Genomic DNA, 26,758 nt, shown 5'->3' on the forward strand with positions numbered 1-26,758 from the left:
TGTGTGGCGGCGGTGCCGGGGGGCACTCCGGCCGTACGGCGGCTGCCGGGGAGGTGTCATGACGGCGCAGGTATCCGGTCACGACGGGGGCGAGGCGCCCCCGGGCGGCTACGCCGCGCTCGCCACCACGTTCGCGGCGGGCGTCGGCCTGTCCGCGGTGGTGGTCCGGCTCCGCGGGGTGCGGCTGCCCGGGACGGTGCCGCCGTGGGACCTCGTCCTGCCGGCGACGGCGACGCTCAAGGGGTCCCGGCCGCCGTCCAAGGACAGGATCACCAGCTTCCTCCGGGCGCCGTTCACCCGCCGGGAGAGGGGGGCCGGGGCCGGTGAGGTGATGGACGCGTCCCGCCGGAACGGGGCGCGCCGGGCCGTGGGCGACCTGGTGACCTGCCCCTCCTGCACCTCCGCCTGGGTGGCAGGCGGCCTGGTCGGTCACCACGCCTGCGCGCCGAGGGCGGCCCGCCTGCTCTGCGCCGGCCTGACCGCCGTCACGGCGGCGGACCGGCTCCAGTACGCCTGGAGCCGGACGGAGCAGTCCGCGGAGGGCTGAACGGACCGGGCCCGCGCCACCGGCATCCCCGCCCGCATTCCCCACCCATCCGCAGCACCACCGACACCCCCAGGAGAAGGCATGAGTCTGTTGCGCGTCGTCGGCCGCCCGATGCTGGCCTCGATGTTCCTCGCGGGCGGGCTGGAGTCCGTCCGCAATCCCCGGGAGGTCGCCCCGGCCGCCGAGCCCGTCGTGCGGCCCCTCGTCGACCGCGTCCCGGTGCTGCCGGACAGCACCGAGCAGGCCGTACGGCTGAGCGGCGCCGTCCAGATCGCGGCCGGGCTGCTGCTGGCCGTCGGGCGCATGCCCCGCCCCGCCGCGCTCGCGCTCGCCGCCACGCTCGTGCCCACGACGCTCGCGGGCCACCGCTTCTGGGAGGAGGAGGACCCGGGCCGACGGGCCCAGCAGCGCATCCACTTCCTGAAGAACCTGTCGATGCTCGGCGGTCTGCTGATCGCCGCCGACGACACCGGTGCCGCCCCCTCGCTGCTGTGGCGGAGCCGGCACGCCGCCCACGACCTGCGCCGCGACGCCCGCCTCGTCCAGCGGTCCCTCCGGGCCGGGGCCCGCCCCGCCTCGGCGGTCGGCCGGGTCCGGGCCGCGCTGCCCCGCTGACGTCCCGCCGCGTTAGCCCTCCGGGGTCCGGGGGACCCGGGTCCGGGTGGGCCCGGCCGGGTGCCACCACGTACCGGAGGTGAAGAGCATGGGACACGGCGGGAACGTCATCGACGAACTGGTGACCGATCACCGGGAGGTCGAGGAACTCTTCGGCAAGATCGAGGCGCTGCCCTCCGGCCACAAGGACCGCAAGACGTACGCGGACCAGGCCACGATCGAGTTGATCAGGCACTCGGTGGCCGAGGAGGAGTACCTCTACCCGGCCGTGCGCGAGCACGTGGACAACGGCGACGCCCTGGCCGACCGGGAGCTCCAGGACCACGCCGAGGCCGAGCGGATCATGAAGGACCTGGAGGGCTGCGACGCGGGCGACGCCGAGTTCGACCGGCTCATCGGCATGCTGATGAGCGAGATCCGCGAACACATCGCCGACGAGGAGCAGAACCTGTTCCCGATGCTGCGCGCCTCCTGTTCCCCGGACAAGCTCGACCAGCTCGGTGACAAGGTCCGGCAGGCCAAGAAGACGGCTCCGACCCGGCCGCACCCGGCAGCCCCGGACAAGCCCCCGGCGAACAAGCTGCTGGCACCCGGGGCCGGCATGGTCGACCGGATCCGCGACGCGCTGAGCGGACGCGGCAAGCTCGACTGACACGACCCGGACACACGTGGCCCGGGACACACGAGCCGGGACGCCGGCCGGCACATCGGACATCGGGGAAGGGGCCCGTCGCTTCGGCGACGGGCCCCTTCCCCGTGCCCTCGCCGCCCCCGGGCCCGGCTACTGTGTCCAACCCCACTCACCGCCCAAGTCCCCGGCACGACGGCGTATTTGATGCGCACGCCACAGTGACGCCAGGGCGTTCGGAACCGACTCGGCGGTCCCTTCTGCCACGATGGTCCGCGCCCTGTCCCGGTGACGGGAGCCGCCGCGCAGCGCAGCCGGCGTTCCGCTTCCCGCACCCTCCCCGCAGAGTCCTCCGACTCGTCTCCGAGTAGCGCACTGTGTCTTCCTCGCCCACCCCTGCCCAGTCCACCCCTGCGCCGGTGCCCGCCGCCCCGGCCGCGTCACGCTCGCCCTGGCGGTCGCTGAGGCACCGCAGCATGCGCTGGTGGTCCGTCGCGAACTTCGTGTCCAACGCCGGTACGTGGATGCAGCTCACGGTCCAGAACCTGCTGGTCCTCCAGATCACCGGATCCGCCGCCGCGACGGGTCTGTCCATGTCCGTCCAGGCCGCGCCGGCCCTGCTCATGAGCGTCCTCGGCGGCGCGGCGGTCGACCGGTGGCCGCGGAAGCTGACGGCCGCCGTCAGCCAGGCGCTGCTCGCCGCCATCGCGTTCACCACGGCCGTCCTGGTGGCGCTGGACCGGCTCGACATGACGTCCCTGATGGCGCTGGCCGCCGTCACCGGCATGGTCGCCACCGTCGACAACCCGGCCTGCGCCCTGCTGGGCAACGACCTCGTCCCGGCCGAGGACGTGCCCTCCGCCATCGGAGTGGGCGCGCTGGTGTTCAACGCGGGCCGGCTCGCGGGCGCCGCGCTCGCCGGGGTGACGGTCGGGTTCCTCGGCACCTCCGCCGCGTACTTCGCCAACGGGTTCTCCTTCCTCTTCGTGACCGCGGTCATCCCGTTCCTGCGCCCGGCGCCGGGCGCGGCCCGGCGCGTCGCCCGGGAGGGCGAGCGCCCGAAGCAGGACATGAGCGTGCGGGAGGGGCTGGCCTTCTTCGCGCGCCGGCCGCGCCTGCTCGCCCTCGCCGGGGTCACCGGGATCAGCGCGGTCTTCGGCCGCAACTACGGGCTCACGCTCGCCGTCCTGGTCACCGGGCCGCTCGCGGGCGGCGCCGGGGCGTTCGGCACCGTGTCCACCGTCCTCGCCGTCGGCGGGATCATCGGCGCGGTGCTCGGCGCGCGGCTGCGCAGGCCGTCCGTGCGCCTCGTCGGCGTGCTGGCGGCGGCGGGCGCGCTGCTGCAGGTGGTGGCGGGGCTGTCCCCGTCGCTGGCCGTGCTGCTGGCGCTCGTCCTGCCCATGGCCGTCGTCGAGTCCGTCTCGGACACCGCCGGAACGGCCGTCCTGCAGACCGACCCGCCCGCCCACCTGCGCGGACGCGTGCTCGGCGTCTGGAGCAGCATCGGCACCGTGTGGAGCCTGGGCGGCCCGCCCGCCCTCGGCCTCCTCATGGAGCTGGCCGGACCGCGCGGCGCCCTGATCAGCGGTGGACTGGTCATCGCCGGGGCGATCGGAGCGGGCCACCTGCTGCGGGCCCGGCGTACCACCACGCCGGTGGCGCTGCGGGCGGGGGAGGGCGGCCTGACCGGCCGTGCCGCACTGGAGACGGTCGCCTGACCCGCTCGGGGCCGCCCCGGCCCCGCCCACCGGGCGACCGGGCCCGCCGCCGTCCGTCCGCGCCGACGGCCGGGGCGGGCCCGTCCCGTTCCACGGCCCGGGGCCCGGTCAGGAACCCGAGGCCTTCAGGGCCACCGTCGCGGCCTTCGCCGCCCTGCGGGCCAGGAGGGTCGTCGAGCGGCCGTCGAGGTAGGGCAGGACGACCGCCTGACCGCCCCAGGTGCGCAGCAGCGCCGCCTCCGGCAGGTCCCGCACGGAGTAGTCCCCGCCCTTGACCCACACGTCGGGACGCAGCCGCGCCAGCACCGCCTCGGGCGTGTCCTCCTCGAAGACCACGACCGCGTCCACGCTGCCCAGCGCGGCCAGCACCCTGGCCCGGTCCGCCGCCGGGTTGAGCGGGCGGCCCGGCCCCTTGCGGCGGGCGACGGAGGCGTCGGAGTTGAGGCACACGATCAGGCAGTCGCCGATCCGCCGGGCGCTCTCCAGCAGGCCGACGTGGCCGGCGTGCACCAGGTCGAAGCAGCCGCCGGCGGCGACCACGGTGCCGCCGCGGGCCCGGACGACCTCCGCCAGCTCGAACGCGTCGGCCGCGGGATCCCCCGCGGGACCGGGACCGGTCCGCGGCCGCCACAGCTCCGGGTTCCCCGCCCCGCCCGCCGAGACGAAGGCGGCGGCCTCGGCGACCGCCCGTTGCAGCGCCTCCTCGGGAAGCAGGCCGTCGGCGAGCGCCGCGGCCGTCGTCGCGGCGAAGCAGTCGCCCGCGCCGCACGGATCCCCCTCCGCCCGGAACGGGGCCGGGACCAGCATCGGCGTCCCCCCGCCGGGCCGGGTCAGCAGCACCCCGCGGTCGCCGAGCGTGACGGCGACGCCCGCCGCCCGCCAGCGCACCGCCAGCTCGGCCCCCCGCTCGGCGTACGCGCCCAGCGAGGACCCCCCGGCACCGGGGCACAGGGCCATCGCCTCCGCGGCGTTGGGGGTGACGATGCGCGCCCCGGGCACGGGCGGATCGCCCCTGGGATGCGGGTCCCACACCAGGGGGGCGCGCCGGGCCACGTCCTGGAGGTGCGCCCGCACGGCCCCGGCGGTGTGCCGCCCGTAGTCCGCGACGAGGACGGCCCGTGCGCCCGCCAGCGCCTCCCGCACCGCCTCGCCCGGTTCGCCGGGGGTGCCGCCGCCCCGGTCGATGCGCACCACGGGCCGCCCGCCCGCCAGCACCCGGGTCTTCACCGGCAGCGTGCCGTGCAGCGGGAGCTCCAGCAGCCGGACCCGGCCGCTCAGGCCCCGGCGTACGGCCTCGCTGGCCGGATCGTCGCCGAGCGCGGTCACCAGGACCACGTCCCGGCCGCCGCGGGCCGCGAGCGCGGCGGCCAGCCCGGCGCCGCCCGGGTGCCGGCGGTCGGCGGTGACGTCGACGACCGGGGCGGGGGCGTCCGGGGCCAGCCGGGTGGCGACCCCCTCGATGTCCTCGTCGAGCAGCACGTCGCCCACCACGGCGAGGGGTGCGGGTCCGGTCACGACGTCCTCCCGGGGGTGGCCGCCGCGCGCCGCGCGGGGGGAGCAGCGCCGAACAGGCCGGTGCGGGTCATGACCGCAGCCGTTGCCCGGCCGCCGGGCGGTGCGCGGGCGCCGGACTCCCGGACCGGCGCGGGGCGCGGGGCGGCGCGGCGCGGTGGACGAGCTGTCCGCGCAGCCAGTGCCAGGCCGCGGCGGGCGGGACGAGCACGCTGGTGAGCACCATGGTGGCGATCTCCTCCGGGGTGCGCGGCCCCGGCAGGATCCGGGCGAGGGCGAACTCGGCGGTCCCCGCCAGCCACCCGGCGGCGCACGCCGCCGCGGCGCGCGGCCGGCCGGACAGGGCGCAGCCCACGGCCGCCAGACCGGCCGACGTCACCGCCAGGTGCGCCGGCAGACGTCCCCGGGGGGCCTCGGCCCGGCGCCACCAGCCGCGTCCGTGCAACCGGGTCATCAGCACGTCGTCGGCGTTGCCCGCCTGGAGCCGGACGGAGATCCAGCGCCCGGCCGGCCGCACCGGATGCGTGGTGGTGCGGCGGCCCTCGGCCAGCGTCCACCCGGCGTCGAGCACCCGCAGGGCGAGGTCGGCGTCCTCCCGGAACGCCCGCCGGAACCGTTCGTCGAAACCGCCGACGGCCTCCAGCACCCGACGCCGGTACGCCATGTCGGCGGTGATCCAGCGGGCGCCGGCGAGACCGGCGGTGTTGCGTTCCCAGTCGGTGGGCCGGCGGTGCGGGGGCAGCGGCACCTCGATCCGGGCGGCGATCCCGGCGGTCGCGACACTCGCCCCGGCCAGGTCGAGGGCCAGGTCGTCGGCCCAGATGGGGCCGGGGACCACGTCGTCGTCGAGGAAGACGATCCACGGCACGTCCCCGGCCGCCCGCCACCCGGCGTTGCGCGCGGCGGCCGGCCCGCGCGCCCCGCCGGGCACGACGAGGGTGCGCGAGCGCAGCGACGGCGGGACGGCGGCGGTCAGCGGCGCACCGGCGGGGTCCGGGCGGTCGTCGACGACCACGACCCGGGACGGGCCGGGCCCCTCGGCCTCGGCCAGCGCCCGCAGGCACACCCCGAGGCCGGGCCGGCCGAGCGTCGGCACCACCACCGCGTACTCCCCGCTCGGGGCGGCGGGCCCGCTCATCGCAGGACCTCGCCGTCACCGACGGCACCGTCACCGTCGCCGCCCGCGCGGAAGAGCCCGCCGCGCCGGATCGCGTACGGACCGATGGCCAGCAGGTCGACGGGGGAGGAGCCGAAGCACTCCAGGGCGTCGCGCGGGTCGTCCACCATCGGCCGGCCCGCCGTGTTGAGGCTGGTGTTGACGACCACGGGCAGCCCGGTCAGTCGTTCGAACTCGTCCAGCATCCGCGCCACCAGGGGCTCGCGCGCCGGGTCGACCGTCTGGATGCGGGCGGTGCCGTCGACGTGCACCACGGCCGGGACGCGGTCCCGCCAGGCGGGGGCCACGTCGTGCACGAACAGCATGTACGGGCTGGGCAGCGGACCGTCGAAGATCCCGGCGGCCCGGTCGGCGAGCACCATCGGCGCGACCGGCCGGAACTGCTCGCGGCCCTTGACGTCGTTGAGCCGCTCCAGGTTGCCCGCGTGCCCGGGGTGGGCCAGCAGCGAGCGGTGGCCGAGCGCGCGGGGGCCGTACTCGCTGCGCCCCTGGAACCAGGCGACGATGCCGTTGTCCGCCAGCGTCCGGGCCACGGTGGCGGCGATGTCCGCCGGCCGCTCGAACGGCACGGCCGCCGTCTTCAGCCACGCGCCCAGCTCCGCGTCGGACCAGTCCCGGCCGAGGTCGGCGCCGGTCATGGGCTCCGGCTCGTCACCGGCGCCGGCGGACAGCAGCAGGGCGCCGCCCAGGGCGGTCCCGGCGTCACCGGCCGCCGGCTGCACCCACACCCGGGAGAACGGACCCTCGCGGGCGATGCGGGAGTTGGCGACGCAGTTCAGGGCGACGCCCCCGGCGAGGGCGAGCACGCTGTGGTGGGTGCGGCCGTGCAGCCAGCGCACCAGGTCCAGCAGCGTCTCCTCCAGAACGGCCTGCGCACTGGCGGCGGCATCGGCGTGGTCCCGGGTCCACGGCTCGTCCGGACCGCGCGGTGCGCACAGCTCGTGCCAGGGCACGCCGGTGGCGTGGAAGCCGCCGTCCCCGGTCGGGTACACGTACCGGCGCAGTTCGTCCCGCATGCGCGGGGTGCCGTGGGAGGCGAGGGCCATCACCTTGAACTCGTCGGAGGACCGCAGGAAGCCGAGGTGCTCGGTGAGTTCCTCGTAGACCAGGCCGAGCGAGTGCGGCAGGTCCTGCGCGTGCAGGGGCTCGAGCCGGTCGCGCACGCGGCGGGCGGCGAGGTGGGAGGCGCGTTCGCCGCGGCCGTCCAGCACGAGGACGGAACAGTCCCCGGCGTCGGGCGCGGCGAAGGCGCCGGAGGCGGCGTGCGCCATGTGGTGCGGCACGTAGCGGACGGCGCCGGGGTCCAGACCGGGCAGCGCGGTGCGCAGGAAGGCGGGGGCCTCGCGGGCGTAGGTGAGCCGCAGGTGGTCCCACGGATCGTCCAGGCCCATCGCGTCGGCGGGGCGGGCGAGGGCGGGGTCGAAGGAGTAGGTGACCGCGTCGAGGTCCTGCGGCCGCAGCCCGGCCCGTTTCAGGCACCAGGCGGCGGCCTGCTCGGGCAGCTCCCAGGCGGAGAACGGCAGCGGTCGCTTGCCGTGCTTGCGGCGGGAGAACCGTTCCTCCTCCGCGGCGGCGACGGTCCGTCCGTCGACGACCAGCGCGGCGGCGGGGTCGTGGAAGAGGGCGTTGATTCCGAGGATGCGCATGGACGGGCGGGCCTTTCGCGGATCGGGGCGGCCGGTGGGACCGCGGTGTCCTGGACCGGGGACGGCCGTGCTCAGTGATCGCCCTGGGCCCGGAACCAGTCGATCGTGCGCCGCAGCCCCTCCCCGGCGTCCACCCTCGGCTCCCAGCCGAGCTTGTCCCGGGCCAGCGTGATGTCCGGGCAGCGCACCGCCGGGTCGTCCACCGGGCGTTCGATGAAGCGGATCTCCGACGCGGAGCCGGCGAGTTCGACGACGAGGCGGGCCAGGTCCAGCATGGTGATCTCGCCGGGGTTGCCGATGTTGACCGGGCCGCGCATCCCGTGGGCGGCGGCCGCGAGGACGCCGGCCACCGTGTCGTCGACGTAGCACAGCGACCGGGTCTGCTGCCCGTCCCCGGTCACGGTGAGGGGCTCGCCGGCCAGCGCCTGCCGCACGAAGGTCGGCACGGCGCGGCCGTCGTGGCCGCGCATCCGCGGGCCGTAGGTGTTGAACAGCCGCACGATGCAGGTGTCGGTGCCGTGGGTCTCGGCGTGGGCGGTGGTCAGCGCCTCGCCGAAGCGCTTGGCCTCGTCGTAGACGCTGCGCGGGCCGACCGGGTTGACGTTGCCCCAGTAGCGCTCGTCCTGCGGGTTCTGCTGGGGGTCGCCGTAGACCTCCGAGGTCGAGGCGAGGACGAAGCGGGCCTCGGCGGCCTGGGCGAGCCGCAGGGCGTTGCGGGTGCCGAGGCTGCCCGTCTCCATGGTGTGCAGCGGCAGCCGCAGGTAGTCGGCGGGGGAGGCGGGGGAGGCGAAGTGCAGCACGAGGTCGGGCGGCCGCCGGACCGGCAGCTCCTCGGCCACGTCGGCCTGTACCAGCGTGAACCCGGGCCGCTCGAGCAGCGGGGAGACGTTCTCCGGCCGACCGGTGCTGAAGTCGTCCACGCAGGTGACGGCGGCGCCCGCGTCCAGCAGGGCGGCGCACAGGTGGGAGCCGACGAACCCGGCGCCGCCGGTGACGACGGCGTGCTCCCAGTTCCGGGATGTGGCGGTGGTCATGTCGCTCGGCCCTCCGTCGGAGGCATCGGGAACCCTTCGGCTCAGCGTGGGCCGACGACGCGACCGAGGCACGGTCGCGTACTGCGATCGGGTGAACGGCGGAGCGTGACGACGCCGGTCGGTCCGCCGTCTCCGCAGGTGGGGCGGGGGGTGGGGCGTCCGCGGTGCACGGCGGGTGAGGGCCTCGGACCCGCCCGGCGCCGACGTGGACGGCGAGCGACGCGCGGGCGCCGGGCGGCAGCCGATGACGGGCGACCGCACCGGACACGGGCGGCCCGGGGGGACCGGAACGCGGCGCAGGGCTTCTTCCGACGCGGGGCGCGGGGCGCGGGCGCGGGGCGCGGTCGGCGCGGGAGGAGGGAGCGGGTGCCGGGGACTCTCCCGGTACGCCCCGGGCGTGGGGGCCGGGTGGTGGTGCGGCCGGTGCGGGCGGGTCCGCCCGGGGCGGGGTGACGGTTCAGGCGATGAGGGTGTGGTCCGGGTCGAGCCGGTCGAGCAGACCGGAGTGGTGGAGCCCGGCCACGGGCGCGAGCAGGTCCGGATGGCGCAGCAGCGCCGCCGCGCGCCGGTCGGCCTCGTCGGGGGCGAGCAACCGCCGGAACTCGGTCGGCATCCCGCCCGCGTGCCCGCCGTCCCGGGCGAGCGCGGCCACCGCGCGGGAGGCCAGCTCCGGGTCGGCGAGCAGGCAGGCGGCCCAGCTGGCCACGACCTCGTCGACCCAGGTGCGCCAGGCGTCCGCCGTGACACCCTCGCCCGTGTCGGCGCCGGTGACCCAGTCGAGCCGCGCCGAACCGCCCGGGCCGGCCAGTCCCAGCAGGGCCGCGTCCATCGCCGTCGGGTACCTGAGCCACGCCGCGACCGTCACGGCCTGCCGTGCCTGCGCCTCGCACAGGGCGGAGGCGAGCGCCCCGCCGGGGGCGGGGAAGGAACGGGTCAGCCACTGCGCGGTCGCCGCGATGACCGGGGAGAGATCTGCTTGCACTGCCGGGCCGTCCCAACGGGTGGGGTAAGGGGAACCTCACCGGAACGGTAGTCCCCGGCTCGCCCGTCCCGACGTGACCCGGACCTCGTTCGGCACGTGGTCTCCGACACACCTGTTGGGGCGACCCGTCCGCTCCCGGAGTGTCCCGGCGGTCCGGCGGGGCACCCGGCGACCATGGACGTACTCAGCCGCCCCTTGATCGACCGCACCCTGCCGCTGCTGGCCGAGGGCTACGCCTGGCTGCCCAACCGGATGCGCGACAGCGCCGGCCCGGTGGTGCGCACCCGGCTCCTGGGCCGGCCCGCGCTCGCGCTGCGCGGACCGGAGGCGGTGCGGTTCTTCTACGACGAGCAGAACGTGCACCGGCATCGCGCGATCCCCGAACCCGTGCTCTCCACCCTGTTCGGCCACGGGGCGGTGCACACCCTCGACGGCGCCGCCCACCGCGTCCGCAAGGCCCTGTTCCTGCCGTTGCTGGACCCCGACCGCATCGCCGGACTGGTCGAGCAGACCACCGCCGCCTGGGACGACGCCGTGACCGCGTGGAGCCGGCGCGGTTCCGTCGTGCTCTTCGACGAGGCGAGCACGGTGCTCACCCGCGGTGTCCACCGCTGGGCGGGGATACCGCTGGACGACTCCGACGCCGGGGCGGTGGCCCGCGACATGATCGCCATGGTCGACGGCTTCGCCACCGCCGGACCGCGTCACCTGCGGGCCCGGCGCGCCCGTGCCCGCCAGGAGGAGCGGCTGGCCCGGCTGGTGCGGGACGTACGGTCCGGCGAGGTCACCGCCCCCGCGGACTCGGTGCTCGACCAGGTGTGCCGGCACCGCGACGCGGACGGCGGGCCGCTCGACGAGAAGGCGGCCGCGGTGGAACTGCTCAACGTCGTCCGCCCGACGGCCGCCGTCGCCTGGTTCGTCGCCTTCACGGCGCACGCCCTGCACCGGTGGCCGGAGCACCGCGCGCCCCTGGCGGACGGCGACACCGCGTTCACCGCGGCGTTCGCGCACGAGGTGCGCCGTTTCTACCCGTTCGTGCCCTTCCTCGGCGGTCTCGCCGCGCGGGACCTGTCCTGGCGGGGCGAGTGGATACCGGCCGGGGGACTGGTGGTGCTCGACGTGTACGGGCAGAACCACGACGCGTCGCTGTGGGGCGACCCGTACGCCTTCCGCCCGCAGCGCTTCCTCGAGCGGCCCGTCGAACGCGACGAGCTGATCCCGCAGGGCGGCGGCGACCCGCGCGCCGGCCACCGCTGCCCCGGCGAGGGCATCACCGTCGGGGTGCTGGAGGCGCTCGCGGTACGGCTGGCCCGGCTGGAGTACACGGTGCCGGAGCAGAACCTCACGATCGCGCTCAACCGCGTGCCGACCCGCCCGCACAGCGGCGTCCTCCTCGCCGACGTGCGCCGGCCCGCCGACGGGACCGGCCTCCGGGCCGGCCGCGGCGCCCGGGCGGTCCGGTAGGCCGGACCCCGGCCGGACCGGGCCTCGGCCCGCACGCCCCTCGCGATGCCGCGCCCGGGCCTCCTGCCGCGGCGCGGGGCGGAGCAGCACGTCCGCCGCCGTGCACGCCAGGGCCTCGGTCGCGGCGGCGAGCACCGCGCGGGCCCGTGAGGAGGCGGCGGCAGCGGCGAACTCGGGAGCGTGGTCGGAACCGTCCGCACCCGTGATCGCGACGAGGGGGGTGGATCGCGGGCACCCGGGCGCTGGCGTTGCCGGTGTCCGAGGACCCGAGGTACCCGCCGGGGCGGGCGGGGCCAGCGCGATCCCCGGCCGGGACAGGCGCGCTGCGAACCGCTCGGGGAGCACCCCGCCGTCACGGAAGTGCTCGTAGCGCACGGTGGCCCGCTCCACCTCGGCGGTGGCGCCGGTGGCGCGGGCGGCACCGCCGGCGCACACCCGCAGCCGGTCCGTCAGCTCCTCCGGGGCCCGGGTGGTGGCCGCGCGGGGCCCGAACAGGCCCTCGGCTCCGCGAGGGCCGCGAGCGCGTCGGTCCCCTCGGTCGGATCGCCGGTGGGGTACGCCGCGCGCCCGTGGAGGGCCACCCGGTGCTGCACCTGCGCGGTCAGCGGCGCCCGGGCGGAGCACCAGCGCCGCGTCGGCCTCGTCGAACACCCCGGCCTCCACCTCGACGGCCTTCCCGCCGCCCTCCCCGGCGGGCGTCCCCACCGCCGGCGCGCCTCCCGCGCCGGTCGCCTCCGGCACGGCCCGCAGGGCGAGCGCGGCTCCCAGCCCACCGGCACCGCGTGGGAGGCCCTGATCACCGGACGGCTGCTCGAACCCCTCGGCCCCACCGGCACGGCGCTGCGGGCGGAGGCCACCGGGCCCGACGCCACCGGGCACGGCAAGGACGGCAGGACACCCGCGCCCGCCACCCGTTCGCGGCCACCGCCCACGCCCTGCTCGCCGAGGAGCGACGGCCGGACCCTCCCGGGGAACGGGCCGGCGCCGGCCGCGGCACGAGGCCGCCGCCGGCGCCGGGGGCCGTACCGGTCACGGGGTCACAGGCGCTGCCACAGGGCCGGTGTGCCGGCGGGCGTCCACGCGTCCTGGGCCTGGTGGGTCTGCAGGCACTGGTAGCGCACGCCGTCGCGGGTCACCGTGGTCCCGGCCTCGTAGACGCGGCCCGCGGCCCACTCCTGCGCGGTGCCGTCCTGCGGGGCGGGCGCCGTCGCCCGCGCGGCGGCCGTGGTCAGGGCGAGCCCGAAGTCCGCGAGGATCGGGTTGACCGGCTGGTAGAACGTCGTGCCGCCGCTGGTGCAGTTCCCGGAGCCGCCGGAGGTGACGCCCTGCGCCTGGGTGCCCGCGACGTACGGTCCGCCGGAGTCGCCCGGCTCGGCGCACACCGTCGTCCGGGTCAGCCCGTCGACCCTGCCCTGTTCGTAGCTGACGCTCGCGCCGTGCTGCTCGATGGTCCCGCAGCGCCATCCGGTGGTCGAGCCGGAACGGCACACCGCCGCCCCGACGAGCGCCTGCACCGAGCCGGTGACCTGCACCTCCTGCCCGCCCTGCGCCTTGACGTCGGGCGTGGGCGTCCACGGGGCGTCGACGGCCACCCACGCCATGTCCTCGCCGGGGAACGTGGAGGCCCGGAAGGTGCCCTGCGCCGTCCGGTCGTACCCGGTCGTCGTGTCGCCCGGACCGCCGCAGTGGCCGGCGGTGACGAAGCCGCCCTGCTCGCCCCTGGTGACGGAGAAGCCGACGGAGCAGCGCGCCGAGTCGTCGATGTAGAAGGCGTCACCGCCGGTGACGTCCTGCAGCAGGCGCGGCCGGTCCTTCGTCATGCGGATCCCGACGTCCTCGCCCTCGAGCCCCGCGGCCTTGACGAAGGCGGATCCCGCCTTCTGGCTCGTCGCCTGCACCACGACCCGGTTCTTCGGCACGTCGACGTACCACACGGGCGTGTCGAGGGTCCGGACGCGGCCGGCCGCCGCGTCCAGCTTCTCCTTGGCCGCCTCGAGCTCGGCCAGTGCCCGCTCCACGACCGCGGCCCTCGCGCCCTGGGCCTCGATGGCCGGCACGTCCTCGGCGTCGGTGGTCGCGACCGTGAGCTCCTGGGAGGTGTCGCCGCGCACCCAGGCCCCGGCGAACCGGTCGCCCAGGGCGAGGCGCAGCCGGCCCGCACGGGTGCCCGCCTCGGCCTCGTTGACCAGCCGTTCGGACGCCTGAGTCGGCGTCAGTCCCAGGTCGCGCCGGAGGGCGTCGAGCAGGTGGGGCGAGGGCCGGTCGGCGCGCAGGGTCTGCGCGGCGCCCGGCACGGGCCCCGCCGCGGCGGCGGGGCCGGCCGCCGCGGCGGAGGGGAGGCCGGCGAGCACGAGGGCGCCGATCGCGGTCACGGCCGACCGGCGCGCCGTCCCGGCATGTCTGTGGGCCATTCGGTACGTCTCCTTCGTTCGGGGTGGGGCCGCACGCCCGGCGGGAGGCGTCGGACACCCCCTAGGCCTAGCCCGCCGCGCCGGGGGTGATGTCGCGGACGGTGCGCTTTCGCGCTTTGGTGGGGGAACGGGCGCCATGTGCAGTACCAGGGCGTGACGGGACACACCCCGGGGCGTCAGGCGGGCTGCAGACCGGGCGAGCCGGCCTCGACGACGAAGGAGGCGGCCGTGGAGACGGGCGCGCCGGGCGTCGTCACGAAGGGGACGATCCGGAAGTCGGCCCGGGCGTGCTCCCGGCCCAGCTCGACCCGCACGAAGCCGCGCCGGCCGTCGTAGAACCTCAGGTGGGGATTGGCCCGCATGAAGGTGTCCCAGTTGGCCGGCCGCTCCGCGCCGTTCCGTCCGCTGGAGACGGAGGAACAGGTCAGCTCGGTGCCCAGGGTGGCGGAGGCGGGGTCGTCGAAGTCGTCCTTGATGTCGAAGGCGTACCCCACGTGGACGTCACCGGTGAGCACCAGCCAGTTGGCGACGCCGGCCGCCTTCGCCCCCGCGACGAGACGGCCGCGGCCTGCGCGGTAGCCGTCCCAGGCGTCCATGGAGAGCCTCGCCCCGGCGCTCAGGTCGAACTTGCGCTGGGAGAAGCACACCTGCTGGGGCATCACGTTCCACAGCGCCGTCGAGGTGGCCCACCCGTCGAGCAGCCAGCGCTCCTGGGCGTCCCCGGTGAGGGTGCGCGCCGGGTCGTCCGACTCGGGTCCGGGCACGTGCAGTCCGTCGCCGTAGGCCTGGTCGGAGCGGTACTGGCGGGTGTCGAGGACGTCGAACTGGGCGAGCGTGCCCCAGTGCAGCCGGCGGTACAGCAGGGCGTCGGGGCCCTGGGGGAGGTGGACGGCGCGCAGCGGCTGGTTCTCCCAGTACGCGCGGTAGGCGGCGGCGCGGCGCACCAGGAACTGCTCCGGATCGCTGCCGTTCTCGTCGACGGCGCCCGCGTAGTTGTTCTCCGTCTCGTGGTCGTCCCAGGTGACGACGAACGGATGGGCGGCGTGGGCGGCACGCAGGTCGGGGTCGCTCTTGTAGAGCGCGTGGCGCATCCGGTAGTCCGTCAGGGTCGTCGCCTCGCGGGCGAACACGTCCGGCAGCACGACGTCGGTGTAGCCGCGGGCCCCGCCCGCGGAGTCCACGGCGTACTCGTAGAGGTAGTCGCCGAGGTGGAACACCACGTCGACGTCCTCCTGCGCGAGATGCCGGTGCACGGTGTAGTAGCCGTCGTGGTACGCCTGGCAGGCGACGGCGGCCAGCCTCAGGCTCGCGGGGTCGCCGCCCGGGGCGGGAGCGGTGCGGGTGCGTCCGGTGGGGCTGATCCAGGTGCCGGTGCGGAACCGGTAGTAGTAGTGGCTGCCGGGGGCCAGGCCGGGTACGTCGACGTGCACGCTGTGGCCGTACTCCGGGTGGGCGGGGGCGGTGCCCCGCTGCACGACCGTGGCGAAGGACTCGTCCAGGGCGACCTCCCAGGAGACCTCGACCCGCTGCTGCCCGAGCCCTCCGTCCGCCTCGAAGGGGGCCGGGGCGAGCCGGGTCCAGATGAGCACCGAGTCGGGCAGCGGGTCCCCGGAGGCGACGCCGAGCGTGAACGGGTCCTGGGTGATCCGGGCCGCCGGGAGCCCGGGTGCGGCGAAGGCACCGCGCGCGGGCGGGTCGGTGGCGAGGGCGAGGGCGGCGGCCGCCGCGGTGACGGTCAGGAACCGACGGCGCGCCAGGTACCGTGCGGCGGCGCGCAGTTCGGTCCCGTGCGGGGGGAAGGCGTGCTCGGACGGTGGCCGGAGACGGCCCGACGGCGCCATCTGGTGTCCTCTCGTACGGGGTCGGGGCGGATCGGTGGACGAACGGCACGACGAGCGGACGGCCCCGGCCCTCGCCCCGCGCGGGCCGACGGCGGGCGCGGGCCGGCGAGCGCGGTCCGCGCCCCGGGCTGTGGTGTGGCGACGCCGGCCACGGGACGCGGAATCTGCATCAAATCAGACAAAATGCATAAAGTGTGCACGCCTTGCGGGGTGTTCACACAAGAGGCGTACGCGTCCGGGAACGTGCCGGAACAGCAGGAAGCGCCGCCGGTGGACACCGGCGGCGCTGAGGGCCGGGAGGGGCGGCGGCCGGGCTCAGCCGGTCGCCGCCCGCGCGCCGGCGCCGGCGCTCACGCGCTCCGGGGCCGGCAGGTGGTAGACGTGGAAGGCGCGGCCGATGACCGGCTGGGCGACGTTGCGCACCCTGACGCCCCCGGTGGTCATGCCGTGCTCCGTGCCGGCGTGCGCGTGCCCGTGCACGGCGAGGTCGGCGCCGGCCGTGTCGATCGCCTCGGCCAGCAGGTAGCTGCCGAGGAACGGGTAGATCTCCAGCGGTTCCCCGGCCAGGGTCTCCGGCACGGGGGAGTAGTGGGTGAGGGCGATCCGCACGTCGCAGCCCTCCCCCTCCAGCCGCTCCAGCGAGGTCCGCAGGCCGTCGGCGCACCGGCGCGAGTGCCGGACGAACTCCTTCATGACCGGCTCGCCGAACTCCCCGGCGCTCCCCCCGACGAACCCGCCGCCGAAGCCCTTGGTGCCGGCCACCCCGATCCGCGCGCCCCCGGTGTCCACGACCGTCCCCTCCCCTTCCAGTACGTGGGCACCGGCGTCCCGCAGGAGGGCCGTGACCTCGTCCGGCCGGTCGTCGTGGTGGTCGTGGTTGCCGAGCACGGCGACCACCGGCACCCCGAGCCCCCGGATCTCGTCGGCCACCACGCGGGCCTCCTCGGGCGTGCCGTGCCGGGTGAGGTCCCCGGCCAGCAGCAGGAGGTCGGCGCACTCCGGCAGGGTCTCGAACGCGGGACGCAGCGCGCCCCGGGTCTCGGGCGCCATGTGGATGTCCCCGACGGCGGCGATCCGGATCATGACAGCTCCTCCGCGTGGTCGGGCGACGAGGTGTCGCTGACCATGATGTCGCAGTGCACCTCGAGCCCGACGAGTTCCTCGCGCACGGAGCCCAGGACCTCCTCGCGGCACTGGGCCGAGGGCACGGTCCCGGTGACCAGCACGGCCCCGCCGCGGACCTCGATGCGCACGCCGAGCTCGCCGAGTTCGCCGGAGGCGAGCCGGTCCTGGAGGTGGGCGACGCGGTACTCCGGGCTCCGCGCCGGTGGCGTGCCGCCTGCGGATCCGGCGTCGTGGGCGTTCATGAGCGTTCCTTCCGCGGACGTGTCAGATGACGTTCAGGCGTTCCAGGAGGAAGAAGAAGGCGGCGGGCATGGGCTCGTCGCCGCAGTCGCGCCGCACCCGCTCCCAGTCGACCTTCTCGCGCAGGGCGCGGGCGATGGGCAGCACCGCACCGAAGTCGCAGTGGTGCTCGGAGAAGGCGGCCATCAGGCTCCACAGCAGATCGGTGGGCGCCAGGACCGGCATCCGCACCGACTCCACCGAGAGCTCCTCCGCCCGGTCGAGCATCTCCAGGGAGACGGGCCGGTGCGCCAGCTCGAAGATGATGTCGACGTCCTGGCCGAAGCACGTGGCCTTGATCAGCCAGTCCTCCGGCGGGGTGTAGACCGTCAGCCCGGCCTCGCGCAGCGTGGCGGCCACGGGTTCGGCGTCCTCGGGGCGGACGCAGAAGTCGACGTCGTGCTGGAGGTTCCCGCTGCCGCCGTGGGCGTAGACGGCGACGCTGCCGGCCAGCGCGAAGTGGTGGCCGCCCCGCTTCAGCACCGCGCCCACCTGCTTGGCCGCCTCCAGGATGGCCTGGTTGCGGTCGCGGGGCAGGTCCGCGCACTCCTCCTCGGGCCGTCCGCCGGGGGCGTCCGTGGCCAGACGGAGGTCCGGGGGCCCCGGGTGCCGGACGAGCGTGGTGTCCTCACCGTTCTGCGTCATGACCGCTCCCTTCACCGACCGGACGGGTCCGCACGCCCGCCGTCCGGTGTCCCTGCCCGGACGGCCCTGTGTGCCGCACTGAGTACCCGGCGCGCCCGCCTCGACACGGGCCGGGGCGCACGGCGTGCGGAGCGCTCGCCGCCGCACCCGGCGCAGCCGCCTCGGGCGTACAAGAAAAGCGCCGGGACGGGTCACGGCTGAATATGGGGCAAAAGGCAGGGAACGTGAAGAACGACCCTGGGTAATGCGCTGGTGGAGGTCGTCATGGACCAGAACACGTCTCGTTCGTCGGATCTTCCGCAGCCGCTGCGGGTCGTCGCCTCGGGGCTGCGGCATCTGCCGGGTGCGGAGCAGGTGGGCAGGGTGGCCGGCGGCGCCCTGGACGCGATCGGCGCCGTCTCCCCGCGCGGGCGCCGGATGGCCGTCTACACGGGAGCCGGCGTGCTCGGTGTGGCCGGCGTCGTCGAGTGGCCGGTGGCGCTGACCGGCGCGGCCGTCGCCTGGCTCACCCAGCCGCGCCCCGGACCGCGCCCGCAGGACGCGGAGTCCTCGGACGGCGGCGCGCCGCCGTCCGAGGACGGCCGGCAGGACTCCCCCACGTGGTCCGGACAGGAGCCGGAGGACGCCTCCGAGCCGCCCGCCGACCGAGGCCCGAGCGACCGGCTGGCCCCCTCCCACCACCGGCGCGAACCGGCGGAGCACCACGTGCACGAACAGCCGGCCAAGGTGGGCGACACCGTCACGGCGTCGGCGCTCAAGCAGGTCGCCGAGGCCACCACGCACCACGGCTCGCCCACCGTCCAGCACCCGCAGCGAACCGGTGCGCACGGGCAGCCGCACGACGACCGGCACACCGGCTGAGCCGGGATCACGGGACGGTCTCCGATGTTCATACGATTCGACATCGCCCCCCTCGCCGGAGCCGTGGCGGGCGCCGCCGCGGGCGCCGCCCGCTCCACGGCCCAGGGCGTGACGTCCGTCCGCGACACGACGCGCCGCGCCCGGCACGTCGCCGGCAACGCCCTGGGCGGCGGCCGGCACTGGCGGGCCGGACACCGCGTCCACCTGGCCCTGCGCAACCCCGACGGCGCCGTCGGCCCGCTCGCCCGCAAGGCCGCCGCCGAGCTGCTCGACCACCCCGACGTCCTGACGGCGTACTGGGACGAAGGGCTGTCCCGCCTGGTGGTGACCGCGGTGACGGACGCGGCGGGCGACCGCGTGACCGAGCGGGCCGTCGCGCTCGCCACCCGCCTCGGACTGACCGAGGACGCCGGCCCGGAAGAGGAGGAGGACGAGGCCGCCCACCCCGGCGACCCCCGCGAGGCGCGGGTCGCCGCCACCGCGCTGCTGCTGGACGCGGCCGGCGCGGCCGGCGCCCTGGCCGGCCGGTCACTGCGCCTGCCGCGCAGCCCCAAGGCGGTCACCGCCGCCGTCACCCTGCTGCGCGAGAACCCCCGCTTCCGCGCCCTGCTGCGGCAGCGGTTCGGCCGCAGCGGCATGGAGCTGGTCCTCGCCGCGGCCAACGCCGCCGCGCACGGCGCCGGGCAGTCCCCGGTGTCGCTGGTGCTCGACGGGCTGCTGCGCACCGGCCAGCTGACCGAGGCGGTCACCAGGGCCGCCGCCTTCGAGACCCTGCACGACGACATCTGCCTCGAACAGCGCACCAGCATCCCCTGCCCCACCGGCATCCGCCCGCCGTTGCGGGTGACGCCCGCCCAGGCCTACGCGGCCAACGCCGGCACCGGCAGCGTCGCGGGCGCCGCCGCCGCCCTCCTCGTCACCCACGACACCCGGGAGGCCGCCGAGGCCGTCCTGGCCGGATCGCCCAAGGCCGCGCGCTACGGTCCGGCCGCCTTCGGCGCGGCCCTCGGGACCCATCTCGCCCGGACCGGTGTCCTCGTGCGCAGCAGGGAGCGGCTGAGGCAGCTGGAGATCGCCGACTCCCTCGTCCTGCACGCCGACGCCCTGCGCAACCGCCCGCGCCGCGACGCCGCCCCCGACGGGGCGCCCGCCGCGTTCCGGGACCCGGTCGACCCCTGCGCCGAGGCCGTCCTCGACGCGGCCCGCAGGGCGGGACTGCACGTGGTGATCACGGGCGGCTCCGACCTGAAGGACATCACCCGCCTGGCCGACGAGGTCGCCCCGGCCGACCTGCCGTTCGCCGACGTCGTCCGGGCGCTGCAGAACGACGGGCGCATCGTGGTGAGCGTCGCCCGCGCGGCCGCGGACGGGGCCGGCGACGTGGCGGAGGGGCTGCCCGCCGGCGACGTGGCCATCGCCCTCACCGACGCGGGCTCGGCCGTCGCCTGGGGCGCCGACGCGCTCGCCCCGAACGGACTCGGGGACGTGTGGCGCCTGCTGACCGCGATCCCGGCGGCACGCCAGGTGGGCCGCCGCTCGCAGGCGCTGGCCCGGGCGGGCGCCGCCCTGTCCGGGCTCATGGTGGCCCGCGGCGGCACGCCCGGCGGCCGTCTGTGGCGGCGGCTCACCCGGCACGCCCCGGTGAACATCGCGGCGGCCACCGCCCTGCTCGCCGGCGTGACCGCGGCCGTGCGCGTGGCCACCGCCACGCCGCCCGAGCCCCGGCTGCACGTGCCCTGGCACGCCCTGGAACCGCACGAGGCCCGCGACCTGCTCAGCACCCCCGAAACCGAGGCCGAGCCCCGCGGACTCGCCCTGATCGCCGACCGTTCGTGGCAGCGGGCGGCACGGCTCACCCGCACGCCCGCGGCGGCCCCCGCCCGCTGGGCCTGGGAGGCGGCCGGCGCCGTCCGCCGGGAGCTCGACGACCCCCTCACGCCCGTCCTGGCCACAGGCGCGGTCGCCTCGGCGCTGCTCGGCTCGCTCGTCGACGCGCTGCTCGTCGTCGGCGCCATGGACATCAACGCGGTGGCGGGCGGTCTGCAGCGGCTGCGCGCGGAGCGGGCCCTGGCCCGGCTGGCCGCCCGGCAGCAGCCCAAGGCACGCCGGCAGGACGCCCGCCGGGGCACGGTCACCGTCGACGCCGCCCGGCTGCGGCCGGGGGACCGGATCAGTCTCGGCGCCGGCGACGTCGTACCGGCGGACGCGCGACTGCTGGAGGCGGACGGGCTGGAGGTCGACGAGTCGGCGCTCACCGGCGAGTCGCTGCCCGTGACCAAGGCCCTCGAACCCACCCCCGGCGCACCGGTGGCCCAGCGGACCTGCATGGTCTTCGAGGGCACCACCGTCGTGGCCGGCCGGGGCGTCGGGCTCGTGGTGGACACCGGCGACCGCACCGAGGCGGGCCGGGCCGTCGCCCTGGCCGCACGCACCCCGCCGCCCGCCGGCGTCCAGGCACGGCTGCAGGAGCTGACCCGCAAGGCCCTGCCGGTGACCCTCACCGGCGGCGCGCTGGTGACCGGGCTGTCCCTGCTGCGCGGCAGCCCGATCCGGCGGGCCGTCAGCGGCGGTGTCGCCGTGGCCGTCGCCGCGGTCCCCGAGGGCCTGCCGCTGGTCGCGACCGTCGCCCAGATGGCGGCCGCGCGCCGGCTGTCCCGGCGCGGCGTCCTGGTCCGCACCCCGCGCACGCTGGAGGCGCTCGGCCGGGTCGACACCGTCTGCTTCGACAAGACCGGCACCCTCACCGAGAACCGGCTCCGCCTGGTCAAGGTGGCCACCGCCGACGGCGCCGTGCTCGCCCCCGACGCCGAGCGGGCCGTCCCGGTCGTACGGCTGGCCGCGCGCGCCTGTCCGCAGGAGGAGACGGGCGAGGGGCGCCGGGTCGCGCACGCCACCGACGAGGCGGTCCTCGACGTCGCCCCGCCCGACGACGCCTGGACCGCCGACGGCGAACTGGCCTTCGAGGCCAGCCGGGGCTACGCGGCGGCGGTCGGACGGGACACCGCCGGCGACGGCGCGGACGCCGGCGGGATCCTCGTCGTCAAGGGCGCCCCCGAGACGGTGCTCCCCGCCTGCCGGGACCTCCCCGACGACGCGACCGGGGCGGCCCACGACCTCGCGGGGAAGGGGCTGCGCATCCTCGCCGTCGCCCGGCGCCCGTGCCGGACGGACGACGCCGACGCCGAACTCGACGCCGACCTCGCGGACCTGGAGTTCGTCGGCCTGATCGCCCTGGCCGACGTCCCGCGCGAGACCTCGCAGGAGCTGCTCACCCAGCTGCGCCGCTCCGGCATCCTGCCCGTCATGCTCACCGGCGACCACCCGGAGACCGCCCGTGCCATCGCCGTGCAACTGGGCTGGCCGGAGGAGACCGAGGTGGTCACCGGGGACGAACTGGTCGCCATGGGCCGGCGCGACCGGGTCCGCGCCCTGCACGGCGCCGCCGTCGTCGCCCGGGTCGCGCCCGAGCAGAAGCTCCACGTCGTGGAGGCCCTGCAACAGGCCGGCCGGGTGGTGGCGATGGCCGGCGACGGAGCCAACGACGCCGCCGCCATCCGTGCCGCCGACGTCGGCGTCGGCATCGAGGCCCGCGGCTCGGCCGCCGCCCGCAACGCCGCCGACATCGTGCTCACCACCGGCGACCTGTCCGTCCTGGTGGACGCCGTCGGCGAGGGCCGCGCCCTGTGGCGCAGCGTCGCCGACGCGGTGAGCATCCTCATCGGAGGCAACGCGGGTGAGGTCGGCTTCAGCGTGCTGGGCACCCTGCTCGCGGGCTCCTCGCCGCTGTCGACCCGTCAGCTGCTGCTGGTCAACCTGCTGACCGACATGTTCCCGGCCATGGCGGTGGCGGTCACCCCGAGCGACGACCCCGCGACGGAGGCGCACGCCGCGACCGGCCCGATGGGGCTCGACGTGCTCGGCGCGCCCCTGCTGCGCGCCATCCGGCGCCGGGGCGTGACCACCTGCCTGGGCGCGGTCACCGCCTACCTGATCGGCCGGCTCACCCCCGGAACCGAACGCCGCTCCACCACCATGGCCCTGTGCGGCGTGGTCGGCGCGCAGCTCGTGCAGACCCTCTCCGGCCGCCGCCACAGCCCTCTGGTGTGGGTGACGGCACTGGGCTCCGCCGCCGTGCTCGCCGCCCTGGTGCAGACCCCCGGCGTCAGCCACTTCTTCGGCTGCGTCCCGCTCGGCCCCCTCGCCTGGGCCGGCGTGGCCCTGGCCATCGCCCTGTCGGCCCTCGCGCCGCGCCTGGAACGCCTGGAGCAGGTACGGCACCTGTACGAGGCGGCGTCCCGGCTCGCCCTGCGCCTCGGCGGCTCCGTGCAGCAGGTCCGCCACCTGCTGCACAGCGGCATCGCACGGCCGGTGGCGTGACGGCACCCGTGGGCCGGCCGTCACCGGCCCACCGGGTCGCCCTCGGCGCCGCCGGACCGGGCGCGCAGCACGACACGGCCGCCGCGCCCGGTGCACCCCCTCGCCCGTGGCCGCGAACACGGTGCCGCCGTACGGGTCGTGGGCGTCCCCGTGGCCGTCGGCCGGCAGCGGGAGTTCCGCGTGCGGGGCAGCCGGGCGGGGCTCCGAGCAGGCCGGCGAAGCGGTGGACGGCGAGGGCCCCGGGTTCCCGGTGCCGCAGGACGACGAGGGGCTCCTCGCCGCCGAGCACCGTCACCCCCGGCTCACCCACGCGCGTGCGGACCCTGGCCGCCTCTCCCGTGGCGAGGTCCACGACCGTCACCGGGTCCGACCACGGCGCGGCGTTCCTCCCCACCCCGGTCGTGACGGCCGGCAGGCGTCCCGAGGGGTCCGCGGCGGGGTGCTCGGCCGGTACGGCGACCGGGACCACGGCCGCGACGGTCGCGCCGCCGAACGGGTCGAGCACCAGCGGCTCGCCCCTGCGGTCGTCGACGCGGGCCACCCGGCCGCCGGGAGGTGCCAGGAGACCGGCGTGCCCGGAGAGGTGACGGACCGTCAGGCGGTGGACCTCGGTTCCGTCCGGCACGGTCAGCACCTGCACCCCCGCCTCGTGGCCGGAGACGAGCAGGAGCGGATCGAGGGTCATCGGGGCCTCCGGGGCGAGAAGTGATCTACTGAAAACGATTATCATGTATCTTCAACGGCGTTCCGGCTCCTGAGAAGAAGCGAGGGCACGCCATGCTGCGCCCCCTGTCGAAACCCGCCCGAAACCGGCTCGCCGTCGCCCTGGCAGGCGTCCTGCTGGCCGGATGCGGAGCGTCCGCCGAACCCGCGAGCCAGGAGAAGGCCGCGGGTGAGAAGACCGACGTCACCGTGGAACCCATCAAGGCGACGCGGGAGTTGACCGACGCGAACGGCGTCAGGATCTCCCTGCCGGAGGAACCCCGGCGCATCGTCTGCCTGTTCGCGCTCTGCGACGACATCCTGACCGAACTGGGCATCGTCCCGACGGCCACGAACAGCCTCCTCCTCGCCCACGAGGACTTCCTGGGGAAGGAGAAGGCCGCGCAGGTCGAGGTCGTCCCCGGCGGGTTCATCGCCCCCGAGGTGGAGGCGATCCTCTCCCACGACCCCGACCTCGTGATCGGCCTGGAGGACACCCACGGCAAGCTCGCCCCCGCACTGGAGGGCGCCACCACCTTCTGGGCCATGCAGCCGGAGACCTGGCAGGACAGCGTGGGCTACCTGCGCGACGTCGCCGCGCTCACCGGGCGCACCGCCGAGGGGGAGAAGGCGGAGAAGGCCTTCCGCACCAAGCTGGCCGCCGCCGAGCGGGCGAGGAGCGACAGGACCGCGCTCGTCATCTACGGCAGCGACGAGAACTTCGGCGTCGCCACCCCCGAGGGGGACGTCGCCGCCAGCCTGTTCCCGAAGATCGCCGACTACCCCTGGAAGTCCCGCGGCGTGGAGGGCAGTTACAGCCTCGAGGAGATCCTCGCGCGGGACGTCGACGTGCTGTTCGTCGAGACCATGAGCTTCGGCGAGCCGGACGGCAGGCTGTCCGAGAAGCTGGCGGAGAACCCGCTGTGGGGCAAGATCCCGGCCGTGCGCAACGGCGACGTCCACGAGGTCGACTCCGAGGTGTGGGCCAAGGGGCGCGGCACCCGTTCGCTCGGCATCGTCCTCGACGAGGCCACGGCCGCACTGCGGTGAGCGCACCCACCGCGACGGGCGGCGCGAGGACGGCCGGCCGGCGGGGACGGTGGCGGCTCCCCGCCGTGCTCGTCCTGCTGGCCGCGGCCTCCGTGTGCGCCCTGTCCCTGGGCACCCCGTACGTGCCGGTCCACCGCCTCCCCGCGGCACTCGCCGACGGGGACACCACACTCGCCGGCGTCGTCGTCGGTGAACTCCGCGTGCCCAGGCTGGTGCTGGCGCTGCTCGCCGGTGCCTGCCTGGGCGCGGCGGGACTCGTGCTGCAGGAGGCCCTGCGCAATCCGCTGGCCGTCCCGGAGATGCTGGGCGTCTCCTCCGGGGCCGCGCTCGGGGTCGCCGCGCCGCTGGTCCTCGCGGTGTCCGTCCCGGCCGCGGCGCAGCCCCTGCTCGCCATCGGCGGGGCCGCGCTCGGCGGCGGGCTGACCCTGCTCGCCGCCGGGCTGGGCCGCAGTCCGTCGGCGGTGCTCCTGACGGGGGCCGCGGTCGCCGCCGCGCTGCAGGCGGCGCTGCTGGTGCTGATGGTGATGGCCGACCAGCTCGATCTCCAGATCGTCTACCGCTATCTGCTCGGTTCCCTGTCCGCCCGCACCTGGGACGACGTGACCGGACTGTGGCCCTGGCTGCTCGTCGCGGTGCCCGCGCTGGTGCTGTGCGCACCGGTGCTCTCGGTGCTGCGGCTGGGCGACGAGGACGCCGAGGCGCTGGGCGTGCGCGCCCGGCGGGCCCGGTTCGCGGCGCTCGCCATCGCCGTCGTGCTGATCGCACCGGTGACGGCGGTGTGCGGGCCGGTGGCCTGGGTCGGCTTCCTCGCCCCGCACCTGGCCCGCCGGATCGACCCGCGGGCGGGCGCGGTGCGGTGGCTGCCCTGGTCGGCGGCGTGGGGAGCCGTCGTGGTGGCCGTCGCCGACCTCCCGGCCCGGCTCGCGCTGGCCCCCGTGGAGACCCCGGCCGGCGCCTGGACGGCGCTGCTGGGCGTCCCCGCGGGCGTCGCCCTCCTGCGTTCCGGGAACCGGCGGCCGGGACGCCGGCGGCGGGGCGGCGCGGGCGCGGCCCCCGGGCCGGGCACGGACCCCCGCCCCGTCCCCCCGGAACAGGTCCGGACGGAACAGGCCCGGGCGGAGGAGGTCCGGTGAACCGGCGCTTCGCCGCGCTCGTCGCGCTCGTCGTCGTGTGCGCCGGCGCCGGACTGGTCGCCGGACGCGGCATGTCCCCGTCCGCGCTCTGGGACGTCGTCGGGGGAGGGGGCAGCCTCACGGAGCGGCACATCCTGTTCCAGCTCCGCCTGCCCCGCCTCCTGGTGGCCCTCGGGGCCGGGGCCTGCCTCGGTGTGGCCGGCCTGGTCCTGCAGTCGGCCCTGCGCAACCCCCTCGCCGGACCCGAGGTCACCGGGGTGACGCCGGGCGCGGTGCTCGGCGCGGTCACCGCGACCGGACTCGGGTTCGCGGGCTGGGAGTCGCCCCTGGCCGTGGTCGTCGCCGCCTGCCTGGGCGGCTGCGCCGGAGCGGCGCTGCTGTGGCTGCTGGCCGGGCGGAGCGCGGGCGATCCCGCGCAGACCGCCGTGCACGGCGTCCTCGTCTCGGCGGTGCTCGGCGGACTCACCGCCATGGTGCTGCTCGTGGCGCCGGGACAGCTGGGCAGCGTCGTCCAGTGGCTCGTCGGCACCACCGAGGGCCGCGTCTGGCAGCACTGGCACCTGCTGTGGCCCTGGGCGCTCGCCTGGACGGCGGCGGCCTGGCTGCTGGCCGGCCCGCTGACCCTGCTGCGCTGCGGCGACGACATCGCCACCGCCGCCGGTCTGGCCACCGGCCGGGCCCGCCGGCTCGCCCTGTTGTGCGCGGTGGCGCTGACCGCGGGTGCCGTCGCCGCCGTCGGGGCGCTGGGCTTCGTCGGGCTGCTCGTGCCGCACCTCGCCCTCGCCGTGTTCGGCGCGGACCTGCGCAGGTCCCTGCCGGGTGCCGCCCTCATCGGGGCGGTCGTGGTGTGCGGGGCGGACGCGGCGGCCCAGCTGGCCACGCGGCTGCTGGCGGCGGCGCCGGACGGCGGCGCGCTCACCCTGCCCGTCGGGGCGCTCACCACCTGCGTCGGGGCCGTGCTGCTGCTGGTCGTCGTGCGCCGCGCCCCGGACCGAACGTTCTGATCGATGT

At 76.7% G+C, this 26,758-nt stretch carries 20 protein-coding genes and 2 pseudogenes; 10 read left to right on the forward strand and 12 right to left on the reverse strand.

The genetic code is table 11. The features are described 5' to 3' along the window. Nucleotides 1-58: 58 nt before the first annotated feature. From FHS37_RS14765 to FHS37_RS14780, 4 genes are all read left to right on the forward strand, one after another. Nucleotides 59-547 (forward strand): DUF1360 domain-containing protein, encoded by a 489-nt coding sequence (locus FHS37_RS14765; RefSeq protein ID WP_184821204.1) that lies wholly within the window; start codon nt 59-61, stop codon nt 545-547. A gap of 81 nt (nt 548-628) precedes the next feature. After that, nucleotides 629-1,162: a DoxX family protein gene (locus FHS37_RS14770; RefSeq protein ID WP_184821206.1), complete on the forward strand. Its 534-nt coding sequence runs from the start codon at nt 629-631 to the stop codon at nt 1,160-1,162. Nucleotides 1,163-1,250: 88 nt separating this feature from the next. Next, on the forward strand, nt 1,251-1,814 hold the full coding sequence (locus FHS37_RS14775) for a hemerythrin domain-containing protein (protein WP_184821208.1): 564 nt from the start codon (nt 1,251-1,253) through the stop codon (nt 1,812-1,814). Nucleotides 1,815-2,266: 452 nt separating this feature from the next. Continuing rightward, nucleotides 2,267-3,508, forward strand: coding sequence for an MFS transporter (locus FHS37_RS14780; RefSeq protein WP_221499842.1), 1,242 nt, complete (start codon nt 2,267-2,269; stop codon nt 3,506-3,508). A gap of 108 nt (nt 3,509-3,616) precedes the next feature. On the opposite strand, the gene FHS37_RS14785 is transcribed toward FHS37_RS14780, so the two are convergent. The 5 genes from FHS37_RS14785 to FHS37_RS14805 all read right to left on the reverse strand — a co-directional run bounded on the left by FHS37_RS14785 (nt 3,617) and on the right by FHS37_RS14805 (nt 9,859). Then, nucleotides 3,617-5,023: a PfkB family carbohydrate kinase gene (locus tag FHS37_RS14785; protein WP_184821212.1), complete on the reverse strand. Its 1,407-nt coding sequence runs from the start codon at nt 5,021-5,023 to the stop codon at nt 3,617-3,619. A gap of 67 nt (nt 5,024-5,090) precedes the next feature. After that, nucleotides 5,091-6,158 carry a glycosyltransferase family 2 protein gene (locus FHS37_RS14790; RefSeq protein ID WP_184821214.1) on the reverse strand — a complete coding sequence of 356 codons (1,068 nt, stop codon included), beginning with the start codon at nt 6,156-6,158 and terminating at the stop codon, nt 5,091-5,093. After that, a complete protein-coding gene (locus FHS37_RS14795; RefSeq protein WP_184821216.1) occupies nt 6,155-7,843 on the reverse strand; it encodes a carbamoyltransferase family protein in 1,689 nt (562 codons plus the stop codon). The genes FHS37_RS14790 and FHS37_RS14795 overlap by 4 nt, the downstream gene beginning before the upstream one ends. 71 nt (nt 7,844-7,914) lie before the next feature. Further along, on the reverse strand, nt 7,915-8,877 hold the full coding sequence (locus FHS37_RS14800) for an NAD-dependent epimerase/dehydratase family protein (RefSeq protein ID WP_184821218.1): 963 nt from the start codon (nt 8,875-8,877) through the stop codon (nt 7,915-7,917). Nucleotides 8,878-9,334: 457 nt separating this feature from the next. Continuing rightward, a complete protein-coding gene (locus FHS37_RS14805; RefSeq protein WP_184821220.1) occupies nt 9,335-9,859 on the reverse strand; it encodes a hypothetical protein in 525 nt (174 codons plus the stop codon). A gap of 174 nt (nt 9,860-10,033) precedes the next feature. On the opposite strand from FHS37_RS14805, the gene FHS37_RS14810 reads away from it, so the two are divergent. After that, nucleotides 10,034-11,323 carry a cytochrome P450 gene (locus FHS37_RS14810; protein WP_184821222.1) on the forward strand — a complete coding sequence of 430 codons (1,290 nt, stop codon included), beginning with the start codon at nt 10,034-10,036 and terminating at the stop codon, nt 11,321-11,323. Nucleotides 11,324-11,356: 33 nt separating this feature from the next. Here FHS37_RS14810 and FHS37_RS39335 read toward each other — a convergent pair. The 6 genes and pseudogenes from FHS37_RS39335 to FHS37_RS14835 form a co-directional block, all read right to left on the reverse strand. Continuing rightward, nucleotides 11,357-12,100 (reverse strand): annotated as a pseudogene (locus FHS37_RS39335) (zinc-binding metallopeptidase family protein); the annotation flags it as partial. 260 nt (nt 12,101-12,360) lie between these two features. Further along, complete coding sequence (locus FHS37_RS14815) at nt 12,361-13,734, reverse strand: alpha-lytic protease prodomain-containing protein (RefSeq protein WP_184821224.1); 1,374 nt, start codon at nt 13,732-13,734, stop codon at nt 12,361-12,363. A gap of 176 nt (nt 13,735-13,910) precedes the next feature. After that, complete coding sequence (locus FHS37_RS14820) at nt 13,911-15,575, reverse strand: alkaline phosphatase D family protein (RefSeq protein WP_184821226.1); 1,665 nt, start codon at nt 15,573-15,575, stop codon at nt 13,911-13,913. Nucleotides 15,576-15,890: 315 nt separating this feature from the next. Continuing rightward, on the reverse strand, nt 15,891-16,658 hold the full coding sequence (locus FHS37_RS14825; protein ID WP_184821228.1) for a metallophosphoesterase family protein: 768 nt from the start codon (nt 16,656-16,658) through the stop codon (nt 15,891-15,893). After that, the gene (locus FHS37_RS14830; RefSeq protein WP_184821230.1) at nt 16,655-16,942 is read right to left on the reverse strand and encodes a BON domain-containing protein; all 288 of its coding nucleotides are present in this window, start codon (nt 16,940-16,942) and stop codon (nt 16,655-16,657) included. The genes FHS37_RS14825 and FHS37_RS14830 overlap by 4 nt, the downstream gene beginning before the upstream one ends. Nucleotides 16,943-16,964: 22 nt before the next feature. Then, the gene (locus FHS37_RS14835; RefSeq protein WP_184821232.1) at nt 16,965-17,624 is read right to left on the reverse strand and encodes a nucleotidyltransferase family protein; all 660 of its coding nucleotides are present in this window, start codon (nt 17,622-17,624) and stop codon (nt 16,965-16,967) included. 264 nt (nt 17,625-17,888) lie between these two features. Between FHS37_RS14835 and FHS37_RS14840 the strand changes: the two genes are divergently transcribed. Beyond that, nucleotides 17,889-18,485 carry a hypothetical protein gene (locus FHS37_RS14840; protein ID WP_184821234.1) on the forward strand — a complete coding sequence of 199 codons (597 nt, stop codon included), beginning with the start codon at nt 17,889-17,891 and terminating at the stop codon, nt 18,483-18,485. A 24-nt stretch (nt 18,486-18,509) separates the two neighbouring features. After that, nucleotides 18,510-22,862: a cation-translocating P-type ATPase gene (locus FHS37_RS14845; protein ID WP_184821236.1), complete on the forward strand. Its 4,353-nt coding sequence runs from the start codon at nt 18,510-18,512 to the stop codon at nt 22,860-22,862. A 78-nt stretch (nt 22,863-22,940) separates the two neighbouring features. Here the strand turns inward: FHS37_RS14845 and FHS37_RS39340 are convergent. Then, nucleotides 22,941-23,547 (reverse strand): annotated as a pseudogene (locus FHS37_RS39340) (hypothetical protein); the annotation flags it as partial. 92 nt (nt 23,548-23,639) lie between these two features. Here FHS37_RS39340 and FHS37_RS14855 point away from each other — a divergent pair. The 3 genes from FHS37_RS14855 (at nt 23,640) to FHS37_RS14865 (ending at nt 26,751) form a co-directional block, all read left to right on the forward strand. After that, nucleotides 23,640-24,614 (forward strand): ABC transporter substrate-binding protein, encoded by a 975-nt coding sequence (locus FHS37_RS14855; protein WP_184821240.1) that lies wholly within the window; start codon nt 23,640-23,642, stop codon nt 24,612-24,614. A 77-nt stretch (nt 24,615-24,691) separates the two neighbouring features. Continuing rightward, nucleotides 24,692-25,747, forward strand: a complete 1,056-nt coding sequence (locus tag FHS37_RS14860; protein ID WP_184822099.1) for a FecCD family ABC transporter permease — start codon at nt 24,692-24,694, stop codon at nt 25,745-25,747. Continuing rightward, nucleotides 25,744-26,751, forward strand: coding sequence for a FecCD family ABC transporter permease (locus FHS37_RS14865; protein WP_184821242.1), 1,008 nt, complete (start codon nt 25,744-25,746; stop codon nt 26,749-26,751). Before FHS37_RS14860 ends, FHS37_RS14865 begins: the two co-directional genes overlap by 4 nt. The last annotated feature ends 7 nt before the right edge of the window (nt 26,752-26,758 follow it).

It is taken from the genome of Streptomyces griseomycini (genome assembly GCF_014203535.1).
GTDB classification, from domain to species: Bacteria; Actinomycetota; Actinomycetes; order Streptomycetales; family Streptomycetaceae; genus Streptomyces; species Streptomyces griseomycini.